At 34.4% G+C, this 20,429-nt stretch carries 19 protein-coding genes; 14 read left to right on the top strand and 5 right to left on the bottom strand.

All coding sequences use genetic code 11. The annotated features are described in order from the left end of the window. Positions 1 to 33 precede the first annotated feature (33 nt). The 3 genes from I5818_RS13385 (at position 34) to I5818_RS13375 (ending at position 2,054) form a co-directional block, all read left to right on the top strand. Positions 34 to 1,035 (top strand): LLM class flavin-dependent oxidoreductase, encoded by a 1,002-nt coding sequence (locus tag I5818_RS13385; RefSeq protein WP_058005332.1) that lies wholly within the window; start codon positions 34 to 36, stop codon positions 1,033 to 1,035. A gap of 173 nt (positions 1,036 to 1,208) precedes the next feature. Then, entirely contained in the window at positions 1,209 to 1,610 is a 402-nt protein-coding gene (locus tag I5818_RS26070; protein ID WP_235849852.1) for a CPBP family intramembrane glutamic endopeptidase, read from the top strand. 285 nt (positions 1,611 to 1,895) lie between these two features. Continuing rightward, positions 1,896 to 2,054: a DUF4021 domain-containing protein gene (locus tag I5818_RS13375; protein WP_139254854.1), complete on the top strand. Its 159-nt coding sequence runs from the start codon at positions 1,896 to 1,898 to the stop codon at positions 2,052 to 2,054. A 79-nt stretch (positions 2,055 to 2,133) separates the two neighbouring features. On the opposite strand, the gene I5818_RS13370 is transcribed toward I5818_RS13375, so the two are convergent. Further along, positions 2,134 to 3,087: an alpha/beta hydrolase gene (locus I5818_RS13370; RefSeq protein WP_071975846.1), complete on the bottom strand. Its 954-nt coding sequence runs from the start codon at positions 3,085 to 3,087 to the stop codon at positions 2,134 to 2,136. A 168-nt stretch (positions 3,088 to 3,255) separates the two neighbouring features. On the opposite strand from I5818_RS13370, the gene I5818_RS13365 reads away from it, so the two are divergent. Further along, positions 3,256 to 3,822 carry a nitroreductase family protein gene (locus I5818_RS13365; RefSeq protein ID WP_058003803.1) on the top strand — a complete coding sequence of 189 codons (567 nt, stop codon included), beginning with the start codon at positions 3,256 to 3,258 and terminating at the stop codon, positions 3,820 to 3,822. Between the two features lie 67 nt (positions 3,823 to 3,889). On the opposite strand, the gene rlmD is transcribed toward I5818_RS13365, so the two are convergent. Next, positions 3,890 to 5,284, bottom strand: coding sequence for a 23S rRNA (uracil(1939)-C(5))-methyltransferase RlmD (rlmD, locus tag I5818_RS13360; protein WP_058003802.1), 1,395 nt, complete (start codon positions 5,282 to 5,284; stop codon positions 3,890 to 3,892). Between the two features lie 340 nt (positions 5,285 to 5,624). On the opposite strand from rlmD, the gene I5818_RS13355 reads away from it, so the two are divergent. From I5818_RS13355 to I5818_RS13325, 7 genes are all read left to right on the top strand, one after another. After that, the gene (locus I5818_RS13355) at positions 5,625 to 7,238 is read left to right on the top strand and encodes an amidohydrolase (protein WP_078110735.1); all 1,614 of its coding nucleotides are present in this window, start codon (positions 5,625 to 5,627) and stop codon (positions 7,236 to 7,238) included. A 59-nt stretch (positions 7,239 to 7,297) separates the two neighbouring features. Further along, positions 7,298 to 8,782 carry an alanine/glycine:cation symporter family protein gene (locus I5818_RS13350; protein ID WP_071975849.1) on the top strand — a complete coding sequence of 495 codons (1,485 nt, stop codon included), beginning with the start codon at positions 7,298 to 7,300 and terminating at the stop codon, positions 8,780 to 8,782. A 76-nt stretch (positions 8,783 to 8,858) separates the two neighbouring features. After that, positions 8,859 to 9,068, top strand: coding sequence for a hypothetical protein (locus tag I5818_RS13345; protein WP_078110736.1), 210 nt, complete (start codon positions 8,859 to 8,861; stop codon positions 9,066 to 9,068). 78 nt (positions 9,069 to 9,146) lie between these two features. After that, on the top strand, positions 9,147 to 9,896 hold the full coding sequence (locus I5818_RS13340; protein WP_071975850.1) for an alpha/beta hydrolase: 750 nt from the start codon (positions 9,147 to 9,149) through the stop codon (positions 9,894 to 9,896). A 69-nt stretch (positions 9,897 to 9,965) separates the two neighbouring features. Further along, the gene (locus tag I5818_RS13335; RefSeq protein WP_139358176.1) at positions 9,966 to 11,012 is read left to right on the top strand and encodes an ADP-ribosylglycohydrolase family protein; all 1,047 of its coding nucleotides are present in this window, start codon (positions 9,966 to 9,968) and stop codon (positions 11,010 to 11,012) included. Between the two features lie 41 nt (positions 11,013 to 11,053). Further along, on the top strand, positions 11,054 to 12,583 hold the full coding sequence (locus tag I5818_RS13330; RefSeq protein ID WP_244975348.1) for an SMI1/KNR4 family protein: 1,530 nt from the start codon (positions 11,054 to 11,056) through the stop codon (positions 12,581 to 12,583). Positions 12,584 to 12,599: 16 nt separating this feature from the next. Continuing rightward, positions 12,600 to 13,220, top strand: a complete 621-nt coding sequence (locus I5818_RS13325; RefSeq protein ID WP_071975853.1) for a hypothetical protein — start codon at positions 12,600 to 12,602, stop codon at positions 13,218 to 13,220. Between the two features lie 282 nt (positions 13,221 to 13,502). On the opposite strand, the gene I5818_RS13320 is transcribed toward I5818_RS13325, so the two are convergent. Next, positions 13,503 to 13,697, bottom strand: coding sequence for an alpha/beta-type small acid-soluble spore protein (locus tag I5818_RS13320; RefSeq protein WP_058003796.1), 195 nt, complete (start codon positions 13,695 to 13,697; stop codon positions 13,503 to 13,505). A gap of 77 nt (positions 13,698 to 13,774) precedes the next feature. Further along, a complete protein-coding gene (locus I5818_RS13315; RefSeq protein ID WP_079991206.1) occupies positions 13,775 to 14,905 on the bottom strand; it encodes a CAP domain-containing protein in 1,131 nt (376 codons plus the stop codon). Positions 14,906 to 15,616: 711 nt separating this feature from the next. Here I5818_RS13315 and I5818_RS13310 point away from each other — a divergent pair. From I5818_RS13310 to I5818_RS13300, 3 genes are all read left to right on the top strand, one after another. Next, the gene (locus I5818_RS13310; RefSeq protein ID WP_058003794.1) at positions 15,617 to 15,838 is read left to right on the top strand and encodes a DUF3311 domain-containing protein; all 222 of its coding nucleotides are present in this window, start codon (positions 15,617 to 15,619) and stop codon (positions 15,836 to 15,838) included. Then, entirely contained in the window at positions 15,838 to 17,301 is a 1,464-nt protein-coding gene (locus I5818_RS13305) for a sodium:solute symporter family protein (RefSeq protein ID WP_078110057.1), read from the top strand. The genes I5818_RS13310 and I5818_RS13305 overlap by 1 nt, the downstream gene beginning before the upstream one ends. Before the next feature lie 65 nt (positions 17,302 to 17,366). After that, a complete protein-coding gene (locus I5818_RS13300) occupies positions 17,367 to 19,025 on the top strand; it encodes an amidohydrolase (protein WP_078110058.1) in 1,659 nt (552 codons plus the stop codon). A gap of 221 nt (positions 19,026 to 19,246) precedes the next feature. Here the strand turns inward: I5818_RS13300 and I5818_RS13295 are convergent, their stop codons facing one another. Further along, a complete protein-coding gene (locus tag I5818_RS13295; protein ID WP_078110059.1) occupies positions 19,247 to 20,413 on the bottom strand; it encodes a pyridoxal phosphate-dependent aminotransferase in 1,167 nt (388 codons plus the stop codon). Positions 20,414 to 20,429: the final 16 nt, after the last annotated feature.

Genomic DNA, 20,429 nt, shown 5'->3' with positions numbered 1-20,429 from the left:
TAGTATTCAATTAATGAAAGGAAACAAGATGATATGACAAATATTCATATACCTGTATCAGTTTTAAACCTGGTACCAATACGTAAAGGGCAAACCACAAAAGACGCAATCAATTCTATGGTAGAACTTGCCCAAGCGGTAGAAAAACTGGATTATCAACGTTATTGGATTGCAGAACACCATAATTCTTCATCGCTCGTTAGCTCAGCAACTTCGATACTCATTAAGCATACATTGGAAAATACCGAAACTATTCGTGTAGGTTCAGGAGGAGTAATGCTGCCAAACCATTCACCATTAGTAGTAGCTGAACAATTTGGCACGATGGAAACAATCTATCCCAATCGTTTAGACCTTGGTCTTGGTCGAGCACCTGGTACTGATATGCTGACTGCGAGTGCCTTAAGAAGATCTAAAAGTGATTCAGTTTATACATTTCCTGACGATGTGAAAGCACTACTTACTTATTTTGGTCCTGAAGAGCAACAAAGTTATGTAAGGGCATTTCCAGGTGTAGATACAAATATTCCAATATATATATTAGGTTCTTCTACGGATTCAGCTCATTTAGCAGCGAGCATGGGGTTACCATATGTATTTGCATCCCATTTTGCTCCAAAACATATGAAAGAAGCGATTGAAATATATCGAAGGAAATTTCAGCCTTCCAAGTATTTAGAACGACCATATATGATGGTTTGTCTAAATGTGATTGCTGCTGAAACAGATGAGGAAGCAGCATCTTTATCCACCTCAATGCAGCAATTTTTCTTAAATGTCGTTAGGGGCACAAGAGATCATTTGCAGCCTCCTGTTCAAAATATGGATGAACTTTGGAATCCAATGGAGAAGGAAATGATTGAGTCCATGTCAAGTATGACATTCATGGGAGGTAAAGAAACGGTTAAAGAACAACTTACTTCTTTCCAAACTAATTACCATGTTGATGAAATAATGGCAGTATCATATATTTTTGATCCGGTAAAACAAATAAGATCATATGAAATTCTAAAAGAAATTGTTAGCGGGAATTAAAAAAAACCATCATCCTTAAATGCGGATGATGGTTTTTTTATTTTAAATTCAGAATATTAAATTTTAATATATGAATTAATAGTATATAATGACTTTTAAACATTTATAGGAAAGTGGGAATAGAATGACCAAAAATATTGTTTTGAAAATTATTGGACTAGAGGTTTTTATTGATGGTATTTTACACAGGAAATGGTGCATATTCAACGATTACTGAGCCCGCCAATCCAGTGTTACAATTTATTGGTCTAGTACCTCTTGCTCTAGGTATATTTTTCTATCTTACTTGGAAGAGGAAATGGGATACTTACTTTTTTAGCAAAAAATTAACGAAGAAAAGTTTATTTTTCTTTTTTCCTTTATTGATTGTCTTAATCCTTATTGTAATTGGAAATAAAGGATTAAATCTTTCGTCATTATCGAATGTATTTCTAATGTTCATTATGCAAGTATTGATCGTTGCCTTCATTGAGGAAACTTTTTTTCGTGGATTTATGCTAAAAATGTTGTTATATAAAGGGATGAAGAATGCTGTCATCCTCTCTAGTTTTCTATTTGGGATTACGCATTTTTAGTAGGGTTGGTTCTTTCTCTTTTAATAATAAATAATCAATCCATTCTACTAACCATATTTTTTCATGGCTTTAATAATTTTTTGAATTTTATGGGAAATGTAGAAGCATCACCTCTTTATCCAATTCTTATTATCGTTATCTTGTTCGTGTATACTATTTTCTTATGGAAAAGAATGAATAAAAGCAAAAATACTCATAAAGATTTAACGTTTTTAGTCTAATAATAATTATATGCTTGTGTATATTTCACCATCATTTAGACAATCTATAATAGAGGTGAAATGAATGAAAAGACAAAATTTAAATAATAATGAAGAGAATATAATCGAATCTCAAGTTAATAATAACAGTGGAGTAGAAGCGAATGTAGAGGAACAAGCTATGAACGGTTTATATGGAATGTTGGAAAGTGAAGAAGAAAATCTTCAAGATTTCACAGAATAAATACGAGAGGCTATTTTTAAGTTAAGTAAAAGTACTTAGCTTCAAAATAGCCTCGGATTTTTTTGAAAATAAACTTTAATTAAATATATTGATCAACAAATTTCCATAGAGTACTCCAATATAATTCAGGATTCACTTTTTCTGCCTCTCCATGTCCAGCACCACGAATGATTAGTTTATCTTTTTCAACCTTTGCCGCATGATAAACTTTATTTAACATTTTATAAGGGACAAAGCTATCATTGTCACCGTGAATGAATAAGATCGGGGTTTTGCTTTTAGCTACCTGCTTTACAGCATCTGCATCATTTAAATCATAACCTGCACGAATTTTTGTAATGGTATTAGCTGCATTAATGAATGGGAATTTAGGTAGATGAAATAAATCATCAAGTTGATAGGTAAACTCTTCAATGACTGAAGAATATCCACAATCTTCAACAATTACTTTGACGTTTTTTGGTAATTTTTCACCTGATGTCATCATAACTGTTGCTCCTCCCATTGAAACACCAAATAAAGCAATTTCTGCATTTGGGTCCTTTTCAATAATTTGATTGATCCAAAGGAGCATATCTTTCCGATCATCCCAACCCATTCCAATATATTTACCTTCACTTTCGCCATGACCCCGTAGATCAGGCGCTAAAACATTGTACCCATTTTCGTAAAAATGGCGAATATATCGAATCATCTGGGTATTATTGCCGCTGTAGCCATGGACCACAATTGCCCAATGATGAGAAGTTTGTTTATTCTCATACAATCGAGCAGATAATTTTAATTGATCAGCAGAGGATATTTTTATAGTATTAGCAGTATGGTTATGAGTGAAAGTTGCATCTTCAATTTTATTTTTTTCGATCAATTCGTTGTCTACTGTTTTTGATGCTGCCAAATGTGGATTACCATCTAAAAAATCTTTTTTCTGATTTGCATTTAAAGCAAAATTATAAAAATAATTTCCAATAAAGAAGTATACACCAACCAGAAAGATAATCACAATTGGGAGGATGATTTTAAGTTTTTTCATTTTATTATCCTTTCTATAAAACTTATCAATATAGTAATTATATCATGATGTAAAAAGAAAATTGTTTACAAAATCGTATAAGGGAGAATATTGGAAAAATCCAACGTCTTTCGATTATAATGAAAATATAATTTATAAAGAGAGTACATAATAAGGAGTCGACTAACTATGGAAATTTTAGATTTAATTAAAAATCGACGTTCGATAGGTGCAGTTGAGCAAACAGATGTACCCGATAGCGTCATTCTTGAATTATTAGAAGCAGCAACATGGGCACCAAACCACAAGAAAACAGAACCATGGAAATTTCGTGTCGTCAAAGGGGAAGGTCGCGTAAAGTTAGGAAATGAAATGGCACGAATTATGGAAGGAAAAACAAAGGGATTAGATGAAGAAGAGGCACGAAAAAAGATTGAAAAAGCTAAAAAAGGGCCTTTAAGAGCACCAGCGATTATAATCTTAGCAGCAAGTCCTTCTGGAAAAGTACCTGAAATAGAAGAAGTGGTAGCTGCGGGGTGTGCAATGCAAAATTTACTTCTTCTTGCAGAAGAGAAGGGAATATCCACAATCGTTCGAACTGGAGATATTGCATATGAGCCTGAATTAAATACTTATTTAAATTTAGAAGAAAGCGACAAAATCATCGGACTTATTTATATTGGTTATTCTAAAAAGGATTTTAATATTCAAGCAAAGAGAATTTCTGCTGAAGAAAAAACAGTTTGGTTCAAGTAATTCATAAGTCAAAGCCCCATATCCAAGAAATACTTGGTTATGGGGCTTTGACTTTATCTACAATCAATTATTCTTCATTTCTTACAAGTAATGCAACACATTCAACATGTACTGTATGGGGGAATAAATCCACTGGTTGTACTTGTTTAAGTGTGTATCCAAAAGGTTCCAGCTCTTTGATGTCTGTTGCAAAGGTATCTGGGTTACAGGATACGTAGACAATTCTTTCTGGCTTGGAACGACCAATTCTTCTCATAACCTTGCCACCAGCACCTGAACGAGGGGGATCTAACATAAGTAACTCAGGATGGCCAAAACTTTCTAAGACTTGGTCAATACCCTTTCTCGCATCTTTAGCCAAAAAGTATGTGTTGGATATCCCATTATCTTGTGCATTTCTTTTTGCTGATTCAATTGAGGTTTCAACGATTTCAATACCTGCAAGTTTATTTACTCTACTTGCAAAAGGCAGTGAAAATGTACCAACGCCACAGAAAAGATCAATCATTTTTTCGGATTCCTTCGGTTTCCCCATTTCTATAGCAAGCTCAACTAATTTCTGCGCTTGTGTTGGATTGGTTTGAAAAAATGTATCGAACCAAAGTCTGTACCGATATCCTGCCATTTCATCATAAATGAAATCACGGCCTGCAAGTACATGGGTTTGTTCTGATTGAGTTCGGTCTGCCCAATCTGTATTTTCAAGCCATAACAAGCTTTTGACCTGAGGGAATTTCTTTTCAATTCGTTCTACTAAATTTTTTGCTGCTTTGTCAAGATGCTCATTTGGACCCTCAGTTGCAAATAATGCAAGCATCATTTCGCCAGTGGCAAATGATTGACGAACCATTAAGTGGCGAAGTAGGCCTTCATGAGTATCTTTATTGTATCCAGTTAATTGATACTCTTTGGACCATTTTGCTACTTCCATTGCCGCTTCTACCATTTCTTCGCCAGCGATTAAACATGTTTCTAATGAGATAATTTTACGGAAATTTCCTTGCTCGTGAAGTCCAAGCGACCCGTCTGGAGCAAAGGTGAATTCCATCTTATTGCGATAATGCCAAGGATTCTTCATTCCAATTGTATCTTGAACAAGATCTGGATTAAAACCTTGAGCTTCGAGTACCTGTTTTACATGATTTGTTTTCTGCTGTAGCTGTCCTGAATATTGCCAATGCTGCCATACGCAGCCTCCACAACGCTCAAAATGGATACATGGTGGTGCCACTCTTTCCGGATGAGCCTCTAAAATTTCTTCAGGGATCGCCTTTCTTCTTCTTCTTTCTGGTTGATCAACTGTTACTCTTACTTTTTCTCCCGGTAGTGTTTGAGGGATTGTAAGCTTTAATTTTTTGGGATTCCCTAGTTCATTTTCACGCCAAACGACAGCTTGTCCAGATCCTTTGGCATCTAATTGACGGATTTCTGTAACCAGTGATTCTCCTGTAGTAATAGTCAATAAATGTTCCTCCTCACAAAAATAAAGTGATTAACTGTATTTGATATGCCGAAGCATTGATTAATCAATTATTATTTATTTCAATATGAACGACTTCTAACATACTTTTCTATTATAACGAAACAAACCCAGATTGTGAACGATACATCTATAGTAGATTTTAGGGGCTGAGTAACTTTATGTTTTTCAAAAATATAAATATTTAAAATAATTAAATTAATTAAAGGGAAATATTTCTTATGACGCGAATAAATTATAAAAGAATTTATAGAATGTTCAAGGTGATTTGATTTATTTGAAGCATTATTTAAATAAATGAGGGAGTAAAGGAGATGCTTGAATGACGATTACTATTTTTACTAATGGTCAGATTTATACGATGGATCAAATGTTTCCGTTGGTTCAATCTGTAGTAGTAACAAATGGAAGAATTATTGATATGGGTACAACATCTGATATGTTGCTGCAATGGGGAAGACACGATGTGAAGGTGATCGATTTACAAGAAAGAACTGTCATACCTGGATTGATTGAAAGTCATGTCCATATAGCAGGTGTAGCGATGAGCTTTTTGAATTTAGATGTTACTGGGGTTCAATCCAAAAAGGAGTTGCTAGAAAAAATAAAGGAACGAGCGAATTCACTTCAACCAGGGGAATGGCTATTGGGGAGGGGCTGGGATGAAAATTTATTTATCGATTCTTCTATTCCCTCAATTGAAGAATTAGATTTGGTAGCCCCACATTGTCCGATATACATACCTAGAATTTGTGGACATGCATTTTTAGTTAATAGTAAAGCATTAGAGATATGCCATGTTCATCCTAATACGACTGTTCCAGAAGGGGGAACCATAGTATTAGATGAGAGGACTGGAAAGCCAACGGGATTATTACTGGAATCTGCGTCTGAACTAATAAATAAATATATCCCTGAAAAATCTTATTCGGAATTAAAAAAAGCTGTTCATCAGGCAATCAAGTTTGCCATGGAAAAAGGACTTACTAGTGTCCATACAAATGATCCTGCTTTCCTTAATGGATTCTTTCAAACTTATCAAATTTATGATGAATTAATTAATGAAGAACAATTAGGATTGAGATGTAATTTATTGATTGATTATATGTATATGAAGGAGCTTCGTGAAACAGGAATGTACGCGGGCTTTGGAAATGATCATTTACAAATTGGAGCAATAAAAATATTCGCTGATGGCGCCTTAGGAAGAAGAACGGCATTATTATCGAGTCCATATCATGATGATCCTTCTACAGTTGGAGATGCAATGTTTGATCAAGAAACCTTGTATTCAATTATCCAGGAAGCAAGGATGCTTGCAATGCCTATTGCTGTTCATACGATAGGTGATCAAGCACTTGAAAATGTACTAGATATACTAGACCAATTCCCAGCAGTTGCCTATCGCGATCGTATCATTCATGCTCAAGTTCTACGTAAAGAATTAATTCCACGTTTGAAAAAACCTAGTAGAATTGTTGATATTCAACCGAGATTTGTTGTGGGAGATTTCCCATGGGTTCAGGATAGATTGGGTGAATCCAGAATGCAACTTTCTTATGCATGGAAAACATTATTATCATCAGGTGTCATCTGTGCAGGTGGATCAGACGCACCAGTAGAACCAATTGATCCTCTATTAGGTATTCATGCAGCTGTCACACGGAGGGCACCTGGTGAAACACATAGTGGTTGGAATCCAACAGAAAAACTATCTATTGATGAAGCTATTAAATTATTTACTATTGGTGGTTCATACGCAACGAATGAAGAAAATAGTAAAGGTACGATTACTCGTGGGAAGTTTGCAGATATGACAGTTTTATCAAAGAACATATTTGAATTTAAGAATCCAGATGAAATTTTATCAACAGAGGTTGTGCAAACGGTAATTGGTGGAAAGGTAACATATGAAAAGGCTGGGGCTACTTATTAGTAGCCTCTTTATATAAATTATTTAAACAGTAATTTCAACTTAAAAATGGAGGAGTGGAAATGGAAACAATACTAGAAAGCGTGTCGACCTTTTTATGGGGACTGCCACTTATTTTTACGATATTATTTGCAGGATTTTATTTTACTTTAAGGAGTAAATTATTTCAATTTCGTTATTTTCCTCATATTATGAAACAAACTTTTGGACTTATTCTTAGGAAAAAAGATAAAAACAATGCAAAAGGCATCCTCTCTCCTTTTGAAGCAGTCAGTACAGCAATTGGGGGATCAGTAGGTGTAGGAAATATTGGAGGTGTAGCGACCGCAATCGCGGTCGGTGGACCAGGTGCGGTGTTTTGGATGTGGTGCAGTGCATTAATTGGGATGCTAATTAAAACAGTTGAAGTAACCCTATCCGTTTATTATCGAAATACAGATGAAAATGGTGACCCATATGGAGGACCGACCTACTATATGGAAAAAGGGCTAGGAGAAGAAAGAAATTTTAAATATTGGATGATTCCCGCGTTTCTATTTGGATTAGGCATTTTTTCAACCTTCTTTATTACTCTACAAAACTATACAATCTCCGAAGCCGTTAGTTCCACTTTTAAAATCGGCATGATTCCGGTATCGATTATTTATCTCCTTCTTGTTTATTACATGGTATATGGCGGAATCAGACATATTGGTAAAATTGCAACGAAATTAGTTCCATTTATGTGTCTTTTTTATCTTTTAGCTGGTTTATATATTATTTTTAGTAGGTTTACAGAAATAGGTAGTGCTTTGGGATTAATCTTTTCAAGTGCTTTTAATGGTACAGCAGCAGTTGGTGGATTTGCTGGTGCAGCTGTTGTTCAAGTTATCCGATTAGGAATCGCTCGCTCTGTATATAGTAATGAAGCGGGGTGGGGTACATCCCCAATGGTGCATGCAACCGCTAAAACTGATCATCCAATTAAACAAGGACTTTGGGGATCATTTGAAGTTTTTGTTGATACGTTAATTGTTTGTACGATAACTGCTTTGGTTATTATAATTACCGGTAAATGGTCTTCTGGCTTATCTGGTGCCGAATTGACCTTATCAGCCTTCGAGGATGGGGTAGGTGGATTCGGTAGAATTATTGTTACTATTTCTATTTTTCTCTTTGGTCTAACCACTACTTCTGGGTGGTATGTATATTATGAAGTGTTGTTACGTCATCTATTTAAAAATCCGAAACATTTAAAATGGAAGAATCGTTTCTTAAAATTATATAATATCATCTATCCGATTCCAGGTACTGCTATGGTTATTTATGCAGTTAGCTATGGAATTCCTGGTCAATCAGTGTGGTATTTTGCAGATATTACTTCAGCGATACCAACTTTTATCAATGTGATTATTATTCTACTTTTAAGCAAAAAATTCTTTGAACTACTAAAAGACTATAAGGCAAGATATTTAGGGGTTGGCTCAGTTAACCCAAACTTTGCCCTTTTTTATGAAGACCAAGAGAAACAGCCACCCGTAATCGAGAAGAAAGTTGTTTCGAAATAAATATATCATTAATTTTTATTGTATCTCCATAAAATGAATTTTGGGTGATTCTTTAAGGATAGGCTTTATTTTTTGATTGAAAAATGATAGTGGGATGACACATGTCATTGATCAAACAGTTAATAAAGTTCCGAATATATTATTTGTGGACAATAAGCTAAGTGTTCTTGGGGGTTTTGGATATCCATGGGATATTGATGAATTTACAAAGCTTAATACAATTTCATATAAGAAGAAAATCGAAAAGGGTCGCTTTATTGGGGCAAGGTTCTTGTCCCTTTTTTAAGGTCAAAATTAAAGAAGGGTTTCAATGAACTGTAGCGAATAACTGTATTAGTATTATTCTGCTATGGAGGGATAGTTTATGTCGAAAAATTATATGATATTACCAGATGCAAGTCCTTTATTTTTTGAAGGAAATCGTATCGGAATTCTTGTTTCTCATGGATTTACAGGGACTACGCAAAGCATGAAACCGCTTGGTGAGGCATATGCAGAAAAAGGATATACTGTTTGCGTCCCTAGATTGTTAGGTCATGGTACTCATTATTTAGATATGGAAGCTTCTACCTATAGGGATTGGGTCAAATCTATTGAGGAGGGCTACCATTGGTTAAAGGAACGTTGTGATATTATTTTTGTAACAGGACTATCCATGGGTGGAACTTTAACCCTTTATATGGCTGAGACATACCCTGATATTAAAGGGATTATTCCTATTAATGCAGCTATTGATATACCAATGATGGCTGATGTTGCTGCACAATCTGAGGTCCGTTTTTTGGATGCGATTGGCTCAGATATTAAAAAGCCAAATGTGAAAGAATTAGCCTATGAAAAAACGCCGACTAAATCAATTCAACAAATTGTACAATTAATGAAAGTGGTCAAGGAAGATTTAAGTAAGGTTACTTGTCCCACTTTAATTTTTGTATCAAAGGAGGATCATGTTGTACCTCCTGATAACTCCCAATTGATATTTGAGCATATTTCTTCTAAGGAAAAGGAATTAATAGAGTTAAAGAATAGTTATCATGTTGCTACACTAGATAATGACCAGCAGATCATTATTGAAAACACACTACAATTTATAAATAGAATTATCGAGAAATAATATATAATGAACATTGATAATAAAATATATCAATGTTCTTTTAATGATAAGTTACAAGAAGGTGGTTTATTGAAAACAACAAGAGAAATATTTATTGCAACTCTAGTTGGTGGGGCGATCGGTGATGCATTGGGCTATGAAGTCGAATTTAAAAAACTTGAAGAAATCAAATCGATTTTCGGTGAAAGTGGAATAACAGAATTGGAAAAGAACAGTCAAAAAGGTAAAGCACTTATTTCCGATGATACACAAATGACACTTTTTACTGCAGATGGTCTCATTTGGGCATATAATCGAATGAGAATGAGAGGAATAGGTTCCTATGCTGGGAGTGGAACCTATCAATCCTATTTACGTTGGTATTACACACAAACAGGAACATTACCTACTGAGACAGATCAAGTTTGGCTAAAAAAGCAATTACATGAAGAGAATAGTAGTCTTCTTGATTATAGGGAGTTGTTTTCCAATCGGGCACCAGGAAATACTTGTCTATCTGCACTCGGTAGTGGAAGAATGGGATCCATCGAACAACCGATTAATCAAAGTAAAGGTTGTGGTGGTGTTATGAGAGTGGCTCCTGTAGGCTTATTTTTACATAAAGAACCTGAATATGCGTTTAAAATAGGTTCTGATATTGCTGCAATTACTCATGGGCATCCGACTGGCTACCTGTCAGCTGGTGCATTTGCAACAATAATCGCAGAACTTGTTAATGGTAAGACGATTTTAGATAGTACCATGACAGCTTTATCCATTTTAAAAAAGCATACTAATCATGAAGAATGTTTAGCTGCTCTGGATCTTGCACTGGAGCTGTCAGCAAAAGAACTTGAACCTGAAAAAGCAATATCTATTATTGGTGAAGGATGGATAGCAGAGGAAGCATTAGCCATTTCACTATACTGTAGTCTTATAGAAGCAGATTTCAAAAAATCATTAGCTTTCTCTGTTAACCATGATGGTGATAGTGATTCCACAGGTTCAATTTGTGGAAATATTTTGGGAGCTCATTATGGCTTTAATGTCATTCCTAAAGAATGGATGGACGTATTAGAATTGAAGGAGCTCATTGTAGAAGTAAGCAATAATTTATATCATATGACATTTAATTAAATAATATAAATTAGTTTAAATTTTTGGAAGGAGTAACCATAATGCAGTCGATTATATGTGAAATTAGAGAAAAACTGAAACACGTTTTTCCATCATTTTTGAATCCACCTGCGACTGAGTTAGAAATTCAAAGTGTGGAAAAGCAAATGAATCTTATTTTCCCAGAACAATTACGTGCACTTTATCTTTTACATAACGGGGAAAATGAAAACGGACCCGGTTTGTTTTTCGGTTTACCATTTCTTACTTTAGAAGATATGTTACAAGAGTGGAAAATCTGGGCAGATCTAGAGGAGGAATATGCATTAGAAGGAGATTCTTATTCAATTCCCACTAATTATATTAAAGAAAGATATATTAATAGAAATTGGATACCCATTAGTAAAGATTACGGGGGCAACCATATCGGAATAGATATTGATCCAGATGTAAAAGGAACCTGTGGACAAGTTATTAATTTTGGTCGTGATGAGGAAATAAAATATGTGATTGCTGAACAACTTAGTGATTTACTAGAATTTATAAACCACACTTTAAAGAATAGGAAATATACCATTCATCATGAAGAAGATTACACATATTGGAGTTATGGAGCCAATCAAAATATCCATTTTTTAGATGTTATCCGATCATTGGAACTTCCTGTATTAAAACCTATAAAATCAGGTAACTCAGATATAGTTATAAAAAATTGGCTTGAACAATTAGATAATCAATGGTTAGAAATAATTAAAGCAAGAGTGAATAATCCAATCGATTTCGTAAAGATAAAAAAACTTTATTTGATGAGCGAAAATCTTACAAATATTGATCCTTTAACAAAGTGTACGGAGGTGAGGGAGTTAATTTTAAGCGGAAATCATATAACTACTCTAGAACCTTTAAAAAATATGTTGTCGCTGAAAAAGCTATATCTTGCCCACACACCTATCTCTGATTTACACGTTCTATCAAATTTAGAACATCTGCAATTTTTGAATATTAATCGATCAAAAGTAAAAGATTGTACACAATTAGCTAAGCTTCCATCACTTAAGGAATTGGATATGCATGAAACAGAAATTGAAGACTATACTGCTTTATCCCAATGTAAATCACTAGAAACTCTTTCCATCTCTATCTATAATGTAAAACAACTTGAGGCAGTTTCAACAATACATACTCTAAAACACTTGAAAATCTTTGAAATGAACGATTTTTCCGAAGACGATTTGAATTTATTAAGTAAATTAACTCAATTACAATCTTTAGAACTTATCAATAGTCATTTAACCGGTTTAGATGGTTTGAAATCCTCTCAAACATTAAGAGAAATTAAGCTAAAAGATACTACAATAGAAGATGGAACATTCCTAGGAAAAATAACTAGTTTGAAAGCATTAGAATTAAATCATTCATCCATTCAAAATTTATCAGTGGTTGCAATGTCTGAATCACTAGAAAGAATTACAGGATCCTTTAGTCAATTTAATATATTAAAAGATCTTTTTCATAGAAAAATTGATTTTTCGACGATTATTGGTGAAATGACAGATGAGGAAAGTGACATATGGCATCAATTCTTAGGTTGATAAGGAAGGGATTATAATGAAGCAAATACCTGAACCAGCTGAATTAAAACATCTATTGAAAATACAGGCTGCCCTAGACATTATTTTTTGTGAAGAAGATTGGCTACGTTATCACATGTTTGATAATCAATGGGATAAGAATATTTCTCTTGCCACAATTGATAATGGTGCAGGGGATGTTTTATTTATTATTTTTACTGAAGCGGGAATAATAATGAAAGGATTCGATCATGAATCTTTTCTAAGCCCGCATGCTAGGGAAGAATTTGAAGTATACCCTGGAATATATGATCAAACACCACATTCTCTATTGAAATATCTTGAAGATGAGCCACTAGAAAAAGAAGAAGTTACATTTTGTATTTGGCGAGAAACAGGGGCATCATCTTGGGAAATGGGAGATGTACATATTCCTAACGGAGAGGATGACGGATCAGAATTTTTATTAGGTGCCATTTATACGACGGCAGATGAATATATTGAATGGGCTGAATGTTATTATGAACAAACGATTCAAAAAGAAATAGTAAAGCAAATTTATTCAGGATTGCCTATTAATGAAGAAATGATTAATTGTTTAAATCCTGAAAGAGATGCTCAAAATGCCTTGAAGGAAATTTCTCAATTATTCGATTAGGAAGCAATTCTAAAAGTATTATTTATCTTTATTAAAGGCTCTTTTCTCAAACATTGTTGCTATTTAAGTATAGTTATAACTAATAAATATCAACTGAGGACCGCTACACGTTTCATTTTACTGAGAAAAGAGCTGCATTTCCCATAATAACCGCTAGAATCCTTTATTGGGAGTAAAAGCCGGTAGTTGGGCTTTTACAAAAGCAACAAACTATACGAAAACAGCCTTATGAAAAGCGGGTACCATAATTAATTATGGTACCCTTTTTTTTGAAATCACAGGCTACTCACCTTGTTGATTTCTTAATGATTGTTCAGCGTAAGCAATTAAACGTTTTGTCATTTCGCCTCCAACTGAACCATTAGCACGTGCGGTCGTATCAGCACCAAGTTGAACTCCAAACTCATTGGCAATTTCTTCTTTCATTTGATCCAGAACTTTGTCCGCACCAGGAACCAAAAGTTTGTTTCTTGCCATGATACATCACTCCCGACGAGATATTGAGCAAGTATAATTGCTCGTATATAATTTATCCTATTCTATAATCCTAATTCTTATTTTGCATAAAAATTCTGTGTATAGTAAGGTTGTGATTCATTATTGAAAGCAACGCCGACGCCCATATATTCATAATCCTTCTGAAGAATGTTTTTACGATGGCCCATTGAATTCATTAATCCTTCATGTGCGAAAATACTACTCATTTGCCCATATGCAATATTTTCCCCAGCTAAAATGAAGGAAATATGATCTTGAGACATCCGGTCAAATGGTGATTGGCCTTTAAGATTTGTGTGATCAAAATAATTATTTTTAGCCATGTCTCTACTATGGTCAAGAGCAGTGCCTTTGACATGCTGATCCCAAGTCAGAATTGGTAATTGGTGGTTGACTCTCGCAGAGTTGGTTAAATCAAATAATTGATATTCAAAGCCTTTTTCTAATGATTGGTTCGCTATTGTATAATAGTCTTTCTTTTTATCTTCCAAGTCTTTACTAATCAATTGTAAAGCTGTAACTGTATTATTTTCATATTTATCGTAAAAAATAGTTATATACACATCATTAATTAAAAAAACGTCATAATCACTCTGCTTTTGAAATTTATAAATGATCCATCCTTTTTGAATGCTGGTTAGTGGTTTTCCAAGCCTGTTTCGAACGATTTCTTTTGATGTTCCTATTTTAATCCCATTGGTTGAGGAAATTAAATTTTGATTTGTATATAATCCATTAACCCTATTCTGTTGATCATACATTACCATAAAAAATTGATGATAATCTTTATGATAAGCATACCAATCTTCACCATATTCATTTTGCGAAGCCCGCTTTGCTGAACCAAGCTTTCCTTCAATATCTTTTTTTGCATCACCTAATTCAATATTATTAATTGAAAACATTTGGTTAGATGGTGTTGTTAGTTTTACCTTATCCAACTCTTTTTGCTCTATTTTTTGCTTTTCCTTAATATCAAAACCGATATCACTGATTATTTGCTTGACCTTATCGGATACAGGTTTAATTCTTTCTTCTAAATTAATATTTTCTTTCATATTTTTTAAATTGGTTTCTATAGACTCCACCGTTTTATGAAAATCAGAGGTTGCCAACTCTTTTTTTAATGATGGCCAGGAAAATATCAACAAAAAGATGATTCCTAAATACAAAAGTAATCGGAACAAATTTATTCACTCCATTTCTACTAGAATTATAACCAAATTAATTCAAATGTATAAGCAATAAGGTACGCATTACTGAGCGCTAAGTTTTTCCAGATTATTTATAATATAAATGATTTAATTTTTCGTCCATAAACATTAACTGAATATAAAACTATATAATAAAAAAAGTGGTAAATATTAATCAAACGTAACAAGTAAAGTGATTAACCCTATCAATTAAAAGTATTTTAAGAAGAACTCTTCTGAATGAATACTTTGTAGTTAAATAAAAGGGAAAAAATACTAAACTACTAATAAGGTGCCTTACATAGGCGCTTTTATTTTTTTGCTTGTAAAAGCCTGACTACTGCTTTTACACCCAACAAAGGATTGATGGTTTTTTTTTAGTTGAAATAAAGAAAATAGCATTCCTCAGCGGATATTTACTCATCAAAAATTTGTTTAAATAGCAGTAATGTTTGAGAAATTGTTTTATAAAGAATAGGTAGTCCAAGTAAAATGAACCTGGGCGACTAGACATAAAGTGTAACAGTAAATAAATTTATTTAGTCATTATGTAACATTTAATATACAACCCCTTTTCATATACTCATAGTGATAGTCAAAATGGAGGAAAAGGAGGAGAGGTGAAAAGTATCACGTTTTTTTATGAGTACCATAGTCATAAAACTCCTTGCTATCAATAAAAATTTACGAAAAAGGAGATGGACGATGAGTAAACGAAGATTTCATACGATTTTTGGGATCACTACATTGATTCCTTTTTTTCTTTTACTTTTTCCTCTATTTGAGATTGGGAATCGTGCAACACCAATAATTTTTGGTCTACCTTTTTCTTTCTTTTGGGTCATTTTATGGATAGTTATTACATTTCTTGCCTTAATTGTTCTATTTATTCTAGATCCAGAAAAGCATGAAGAGGGGGATGAATAATGCCCGGATGGCAGATCGCACTTATTATGATGGTTGGTTATTTAGTAATTGCACTTATTGTAGGAGTTATGGCTGGTAGAGGTAGAGACGGTAGCTCTCTCGATGAATTTGCTGTTGCAGGCGGTAAACTTAGTTTGTTTGTTATGTGGTTCTTAATGGGCGGTGCAGTATTTAGTGCATTTTCTTTTTTAGGAGCGCCGGGATGGGCATATTCAAAAGGAGCTCCATCTTTATATATTATTGCTTATACCGCATTTGCCATTTTGCCTTGGTATATTATTGGCCCAAAAGTCGGGAAAATCGGAAAAAAGAATCGATATTATACCATTTCAGCTTTTTTAAAAGGAAGGTACAACAGTCCATTACTTGCTATTCTTATAGGCGTGATTGCCTTATTTGCTTCTGTTCAATATTTAGCAACTCAAATGTCGGGGATGGCTTTGATATTTGATGTAATGACTGAGGGACGAATTCCATTCTGGCTAGGTGCGCTAATATCTTATGGAATTGTTGTCATTTATGTCGCAACAGGAGGATTAAGAGCAGCTGCATGGTCTGATGTATTTCAAGGTTTATTAATGATTATTGTTTCATGGGTTGTTGGTCTTTCAATTGTCCATCAATTACATGGCGGAACTACTGAAATGTTCGCTAAAATTGCTAAAGAATCGCCAGCTTTTTTACAAATAGGAAAAGACGGTTCAAATATGGGGACTGTCGCTTATTCAACGACCATCTTAGTTTCTGTCATCGGCTTTCTTATGTGGCCCCATTTATTTACGAAATCATATGCTTCCAATTCTCGAACTATTAAGAAGACGGTACTTGCCTATCCTATTTTTGCCCTCTTTCTCGTTCCATTATTATTAGTCGGATTTGCCGCTGAAGGTGTTGTTGATTCAGAGAAAATAGCGAACCCAGATCAAATTTTACCATATTTAATTACAACCATTATGAATTTACCTGGCTGGGTTTACGGACTCGTTGGTGCTGGTGCACTTGCTGCTGCAATGTCAACTGCTGATGCTATCACTCATAGTGCATCCTTAGAGGTTACTGATGGTGTGATAAAAAATATATGGAAACATATTTCCGATAAAAATACCTTGCTTATTATGAGATTAGGCGTTTTTGTCATCGGTGCTTTATCCTATTATATTACTGTATTTGGCGGGCAAGGTTTAGTTGCATTACTACTTGGTGCATATGGTTCGATTGTTCAATTTGCACCAGCTGTATATAGTGCTTTGTATTGGAGGAGAGCGACTGCTTCAGGAGTTATTTCAGGTCTAATTGTTGGAACAATAGTAAATTACTATTTTCAACTAGTAGCAACAACCACTCCATTTGAGATACATGCAGGAATATTAGGGTTGATTGCAAATATTGTGGTTATGGTGATTGTATGTTATGCAACAAAACCACAACTAGAAGCAGCTAAAAATTATGTGGATGCTGCATAAAAATAAACCAATAAATATTTATTACGAATTTATTCAATACAAATTGGAAATGGAGGGAGAAGTATATGAAGGCGGATATTATTTTTTTCAATGGAGAGGTTATTACAGTTGATGCCGAAAATAGAATTGTGGAATGTGTAGCAGTGAAAAAGAATCGAATCATCGCTGTTGGAACTAAAGCTGATATTCGCCCTTATGTCACAAAGGATACAAAATGTATTGATTTAAATGGAAAATCACTTCTTCCTGGATTTATAGATGCTCATTTGCATTTGACCATATATGGGACAAATCTTTTAGGTGTTAGCTGCATTGAACCTCATATTCACTCATTGAAAGATATATTTCAGGATTTGAGAATAAAAGCGGAAGAAACACCGAAAGGAAATTGGGTACGTGCATGGGGGTTTAGTGAATCTTTAGTAAAAGAAAATAGATGTCCAACAAAGGAAGAGCTTGATGAAATCTCAACTGATCATCCGATTGTTGTGATTCGAACGTGTAACCACACCTCCATTGTGAATAGTTTGGCTTTAGAAAAAGCTGGAATAACGCAAGGTACGAAAGATCCTGAAGGTGGTATCATTGAAAGAAACATGGATGGTTCCCTCACTGGAAAATTGATAGAAAATGCACATATGAATTTATTTGAATATGCGAGTTATTCTAAGGAAGAATTGAGAAAAGGGATGAAGCTTGCGTCTGACGAATTTATAAAAAAAGGAATTACTAGTATTCATGATGCTGGAGCATATGGAGAAGGTTCGGAAACGATTCGTATTATGCAGCAAGCAATCAATGCGAATGAAATAAAAGTTCGTGTATATGCGATCATCGGTTCCTTAACAAACTCACATCATTTTGTAAAAAAAATGGTTGAAGCGGGTCCAATAACGGGACTTGGTAATGAACGATTCAAAATTGGACCAGCAAAGGTTTTTACAGATGGGAGTAGTACTGGACCAACAATTGCTACTCGTGAACCTTATAACCATAAGGCAGATGACTACGGGGTGATATATTACAGTCAAGAAGAGTTGAATCGAATTTTAGGTGAAGCACATCAGAATGGTTACCAAATTACTGCCCATGCTCAAGGGGATAGGGCAATAGAAATGCTTTTAAATTGTTTCGAGAAGGCTTTATCTGAACATCCACGTAAGAACCATCGTCATCGGATAGAACATGCGGGAATAGCACCACTTGATTTACAGGAAAGGATGCAGGAGTTGGACGTTGTTATTATTCCTAATCCTGTTTTTATGTATGTAAATGGGGAGAAGTATCTGGAATATTACGGAGATCGAGTAGAAGTGATGTACCCTGCTCGTGATTATATTGAAAAAGGAATCATTGCCGCTTTTGGATCTGACGCGCCCGTTACAATGGTCGATCCATTATTAGGTATTCATGCTGCGGTTAATAGAGAGTCTCATCTTGGAACAGCAGTAGGAAAAAAACAATCTATAAGTGTTTTACAAGCTATAAGAGCATACACATGGAATGGTGCCTATGCAAGCTTTGAAGAAAATATCAAGGGTAGCATAGAAGTAGGAAAACTCGCTGATTTTGTTGTTTTAAGTGAGTCCCTAATGAAGGTTCAAGCTTCGAAAATAAAGGATATTAACGTAGAACTTACTATGATTGATGGCAAAGTTTTATATGATCCTTATCAAATGAGCAATAATATAAGGAACAACAAGTCAGTTAGCATAAATGAATAAATTCTCTCAATTGCTGAAAAAATAGCCGATCTATGATGAGTTTAATAACTTTCTTAGCTTTCAATGAAAAAAATTAATAAATTTAATGAATAATATATTGGTAGAATAATCAAGATATCCCTTTCAATTTTAGTTTTAATGAAAGGGATTTTTTCACATGATTCTTCAGTTATAAAATGAGTTTTCTGTTGTTGTTTTGTAAATTCCTTGAGAAAAGGGCCTTATAAAAAGATCCCTAATTTTCCAATACGTTTTACTGCTTCTACGAGCCGATCTGTATCCTCCAACAAACCCACTCGAACAAATCCTTCTCCATTTTTTCCAAAGCCAATACCTGGGGCAACAGCGACATTTGCTTTATCTAAGAGATAGTCTGCGAACTCTTCACTCGTATATCCCTCTGGAACTGGAAGCCAAGCGAAAAAGGAGCCCGCTGGTGAATCAACCTTCCACCCAATTTCTAAACAAGCATGAATGAAAGAATTTCTCCTTTGTTCATATAGGTTGACAAGTTTTTCAACACATTTTTGATCATTCGTTAGTGCTGTAATGGCAGATTGTTGTATAGCTGGAAAAAGGCTTACATACATATGGTCATGAAGTAGGTTTAGCGCTTCAATTACTATTGGGTTACCGACAGCAAAACCAACTCTCCAACCAGCCATATTATATGTTTTCGAAAGTGTATACATTTCTATTCCAACCTTCTTAGCACCTTTTATTTCAAGAAAGCTAATGGGTCTTTTTCCATCAAAACCGATCGCACCATAGGCGAAGTCGTGTACAATAGTAATTTGATTTTTAAATGCAAAATCTACTGTTTCTTCAAAAAAATCATGATTTGCCGTAGCACCAGTTGGATTATTAGGGTAGTTTAAATACATCAACTTAGCAGCTTGTTTTTGCTCGACTGGAATAGCGTTGTAATCTGGTAAAAATTTATTCTCTTTTTTTAGAGGAAAGGTTTGGTAATTGACATTCGCTAATACAGCACCAGATAAGTAATCAGGATATCCTGGATCGGGTAAGAGCATAAGATCACCATCATTTAGTAAACAGAACGGTAATTCAACAAGACCTGCTTTTGCACCAAAAAGTATTGATACTTCTGTTTCAGGATCTATATCAACATTAAATTGTTTTTTGTAAAAGTTAGATGCTGCTTTTTTTAATTCGAATAGTCCTCGAAAGGGTGAATATTTATGTGTTTGTGGATCTTCAACTGCCCTTTGCAATGCTTTAACAATATGATTAGGTGTAGGTTGATCAGGATTCCCTTGTCCTAAATTAATGATGTCTCGACCTTCGGCTATTGCTTGATTAACTTTACTGACAAGTGAAGCGAAAAACTGATTAGGTAATTTTTTTAATCGATTTGAATAATCCATAGACTCTCCACCTTTG

This window comes from Heyndrickxia oleronia (genome assembly GCF_017809215.1).
In the GTDB taxonomy this organism is placed as follows: domain Bacteria; phylum Bacillota; class Bacilli; order Bacillales; family Bacillaceae_C; genus Heyndrickxia; species Heyndrickxia oleronia.
Note: the sequence above shows the minus strand (reverse complement) of the source record. Positions and strands in the feature narration are given on the sequence as shown.

What these genes read in the sequence shown, in the direction of transcription:
- I5818_RS13385 (WP_058005332.1), top strand. Translation starts at nt 34, where the DNA reads ATGACAAATATTCATATACCTGTATCAGTTTTAAACCTGGTACCAATA.
- I5818_RS26070 (WP_235849852.1), top strand. Translation starts at nt 1,209, where the DNA reads ATGGTATTTTACACAGGAAATGGTGCATATTCAACGATTACTGAGCCC.
- I5818_RS13375 (WP_139254854.1), top strand. Translation starts at nt 1,896, where the DNA reads ATGAAAAGACAAAATTTAAATAATAATGAAGAGAATATAATCGAATCT.
- I5818_RS13370 (WP_071975846.1), bottom strand. Translation starts at nt 3,087, where the DNA reads ATGAAAAAACTTAAAATCATCCTCCCAATTGTGATTATCTTTCTGGTT.
- I5818_RS13365 (WP_058003803.1), top strand. Translation starts at nt 3,256, where the DNA reads ATGGAAATTTTAGATTTAATTAAAAATCGACGTTCGATAGGTGCAGTT.
- I5818_RS13355 (WP_078110735.1), top strand. Translation starts at nt 5,625, where the DNA reads ATGACGATTACTATTTTTACTAATGGTCAGATTTATACGATGGATCAA.
- I5818_RS13350 (WP_071975849.1), top strand. Translation starts at nt 7,298, where the DNA reads ATGGAAACAATACTAGAAAGCGTGTCGACCTTTTTATGGGGACTGCCA.
- I5818_RS13340 (WP_071975850.1), top strand. Translation starts at nt 9,147, where the DNA reads ATGTCGAAAAATTATATGATATTACCAGATGCAAGTCCTTTATTTTTT.
- I5818_RS13330 (WP_244975348.1), top strand. Translation starts at nt 11,054, where the DNA reads ATGCAGTCGATTATATGTGAAATTAGAGAAAAACTGAAACACGTTTTT.
- I5818_RS13325 (WP_071975853.1), top strand. Translation starts at nt 12,600, where the DNA reads ATGAAGCAAATACCTGAACCAGCTGAATTAAAACATCTATTGAAAATA.
- I5818_RS13320 (WP_058003796.1), bottom strand. Translation starts at nt 13,697, where the DNA reads ATGGCAAGAAACAAACTTTTGGTTCCTGGTGCGGACAAAGTTCTGGAT.
- I5818_RS13310 (WP_058003794.1), top strand. Translation starts at nt 15,617, where the DNA reads ATGAGTAAACGAAGATTTCATACGATTTTTGGGATCACTACATTGATT.
- I5818_RS13305 (WP_078110057.1), top strand. Translation starts at nt 15,838, where the DNA reads ATGCCCGGATGGCAGATCGCACTTATTATGATGGTTGGTTATTTAGTA.
- I5818_RS13300 (WP_078110058.1), top strand. Translation starts at nt 17,367, where the DNA reads ATGAAGGCGGATATTATTTTTTTCAATGGAGAGGTTATTACAGTTGAT.
- I5818_RS13295 (WP_078110059.1), bottom strand. Translation starts at nt 20,413, where the DNA reads ATGGATTATTCAAATCGATTAAAAAAATTACCTAATCAGTTTTTCGCT.